Source organism: Curtobacterium sp. B18, from assembly GCF_000333375.1.
In the GTDB taxonomy this organism is placed as follows: Bacteria; Actinomycetota; Actinomycetes; order Actinomycetales; family Microbacteriaceae; genus Curtobacterium.
In genome coordinates, this window is sequence record NZ_BACZ01000084.1 from 1 (window position 1) to 2,825 (window position 2,825).

Here is a 2,825-nt window from a genome sequence, read left to right on the forward strand (position 1 = left end):
CGGCGCGGGATGCGGTGGCTGCTCGAGCCGAACGTGCGCTGGCTGTTCCGCCGCGACCCCGCGTAGGCGCGGCGCGGCCCGGCGCGGACCCCGCACCGTGCGGACTCCGCAACCTGGTGCGAGGCTGCACGCTGCGTGCGCCGCTACGGCCCTGCACCCAGCGGCCGCCCCCGCACCCGGTGCGGGTGCGGCGCGGACCGGCGCGGACCGGCGCGGACCGGCGCGGACCCCGCACCGTGCCGACTCCGCCACCTGGTGCGAGGTTGCACGCTGCGTGCGCCGCTACGACCCTGCACCCAGCGGTCGCCACCGCACCCGGCGACGAACCTCGCACCGTGCCGGCTCGCCCATCTCCCGTCGGGCTGCGCGCTCGGTGCGGCCTGCTCCGCGCACGCACCGTGCGGACGCCGTCACCCGGTGCGAGGTTCCACGCTCCGTGCGACGCAACAGCGCCGCACCGAGCCACCAACACGGCTCCCGCTGGCGAACCCCGCACCGTGCGGACGGCGCCACCCGGTGCGAGGTTCCACGCTCCGTGCGACGCAACAGCGCCGCACCGAGCCACCAACACGGCACCCGATGGCGAACCTCGCACCGTGCAGGGCGGAGTCCGCAGCACCAGCCAGCGAAGCGCGCACGGTGCAGTGCGGGGCGAGGCCCGCGGCACCAGCCCGCGAACCTCGCACGGTGCGGGGCTGGCTGGGCGGGGCGGGCCGGGAGGCGCGGGGCGCCTCGACCGCGGTCGTTACGTCCCGAGGCGGGCGCGCTGGTGCCAGCGCGACCACCTGCGTACCGTGACGGGCGACGCACAGCCGCGCCGCGCCTCCCGGGCCGAGCGCTGGACGACCCGACGACGCGTTGACCGCCACCGGACAGGAGCACGAGATGACCCAGAACGACGCCGCCCAGTGGCGCTTCGAGACCACGCAGATCCACGCCGGCGCGCAGCCCGACCCCACCACGGGCGCCCGTGCGACCCCGATCTACAAGACGACCTCGTACGTCTTCGCGAACTCCGACGAGGCACGTGACCTCTTCGCCCTGGCCAAGCCGGGCAACATCTACTCGCGCATCATGAACCCGACGAACGACGTCGTGGAACAGCGGATCGCGGCGCTCGAGGGCGGCTCCGGAGCCCTCCTGGTGTCGAGCGGACAGGCCGCCGAGACCTACGCCGTGCTCAACATCGCGGGTGCCGGGGACCACATCGTGTCCTCCTCGTCGATCTACGGCGGCACGTACAACCTGTTCAAGTACACGCTCGCGAAGCTCGGCATCGAGACGACCTTCGTCGAGGACCAGGACGACCTCGACGAGTGGCGCCGGGCGGTCCGACCGAACACGAAGCTCTTCTTCGCCGAGACGATCGGCAACCCGAAGATCAACGTGCTGGACATCACCGGCGTCAGCGAGGTCGCCCACGAGTCCGGCGTGCCGCTCATCGTCGACAACACGATCGCGACCCCGTACCTCATCCGTCCGTTCGAGCACGGTGCGGACATCGTGGTGCACTCGGCGACGAAGTTCCTCGGCGGCCACGGCACGGTCATCGGTGGGATCATCGTCGACTCCGGGAAGTTCGCGTGGTCGCAGCACCCGGACAAGTTCCCGGAGTTCAACACCCCCGACCCCTCGTACCACGGCGCGGTCTTCGCCGAGGCCGTCGGCAACGAGCTCGCCTACATCGTCAAGGCCCGGGTGCAGCTGCTCCGCGACCTCGGTGCGTCGAACTCGGCGGACACCGCGTTCGCGCTGCTGCAGGGCATCGAGACGCTGTCGCTCCGGATCGAGCGGCACGTGTCGAACGCGCAGGAGATCGCGGAGTGGCTCGACCGGCACCCGGACGTCGCGACCGTCGCCTACGCCGGGCTGCCGACCTCACCCTGGTACGCCGCGGCGAACCGCTACGCGCCGAAGGGCGTCGGAGCGGTGCTGTCGTTCGAGCTGAAGGGCGGCGTGCCGGCGGGCAAGGCGTTCGTGGACAACCTGCAGCTGTTCTCGCACCTGGCGAACATCGGCGACGTGCGCTCCCTGGTGATCCACCCGGCGTCGACCACGCACTCGCAGCTCACGCCCGAGCAGCAGCTCACCACCGGGGTCACGCCCGGCCTGGTGCGCCTCTCGGTGGGGATCGAGAACGTCGAGGACCTGAAGGCCGACCTCGAGGCCGGGCTCGCCGCGGCCCGCTCGGTCGCGCAGGAGGGTCAGCGCGCGTAGCGGCCTCGGGCGCGGGGCTGTCCGGGCCCTCGCCGGGGCGACTCGGAACGACGTGGTCGTTGTCGTACGACAACGGCCACGTCGTTCGTTGCACGCGCAACATTTGCGTGCGCCCGGAAGCGACAACGTCGATGTCGTACGACGTCGACGAAGTCGTTCCGACTCGGCGCCCGACCAGCACGACGCCGCACGCCCGCCCGCGAGCACCCGCGACCCGCCGCCGTGGACCCGCGACGCGCCGGACGTGACGTAACACTGGCGGCTCGCACCGCGCCTCCCGGCAGACTGGACCCGATGGACTGGCAGACGACCCCCGAGGACTCCGTGCCGTCCACCCTCGTGCCCGGGACCGAACTCGGCACCCTCGGCAAGCCGCCGGTCACCGGCGCCTGGCGCCCGGGCGACAACCCCGGTGCCCGGCACTTCGCGTCGATCGGCGAGCAGTGGGTCCGCGGCGGCCGCATCCCGACCGTGCGGGTGGCCTACGAGACCTGGGGCACCCTCGACGCCGACCGCGGCAACGCGGTCCTCGTGTTCCACGCGTTGACGGGCGACTCGCACGTGGCCGGGGCTCCCGGACCGGGACACCGCACCGCCGGCTGGTGGGG

At 72.8% G+C, this 2,825-nt stretch carries 1 protein-coding gene and 1 pseudogene; both read left to right on the plus strand.

Features of this window, described 5'->3' with window-relative positions:
- Positions 1-885: 885 nt before the first annotated feature.
- Entirely contained in the window at positions 886-2,217 is a 1,332-nt protein-coding gene (locus tag I5E_RS02415) for a bifunctional o-acetylhomoserine/o-acetylserine sulfhydrylase (RefSeq protein WP_031261155.1), read from the plus strand.
- Between the two features lie 294 nt (positions 2,218-2,511).
- Positions 2,512-2,825 (plus strand): annotated as a pseudogene (locus tag I5E_RS02420) (homoserine O-acetyltransferase MetX); the annotation flags it as partial.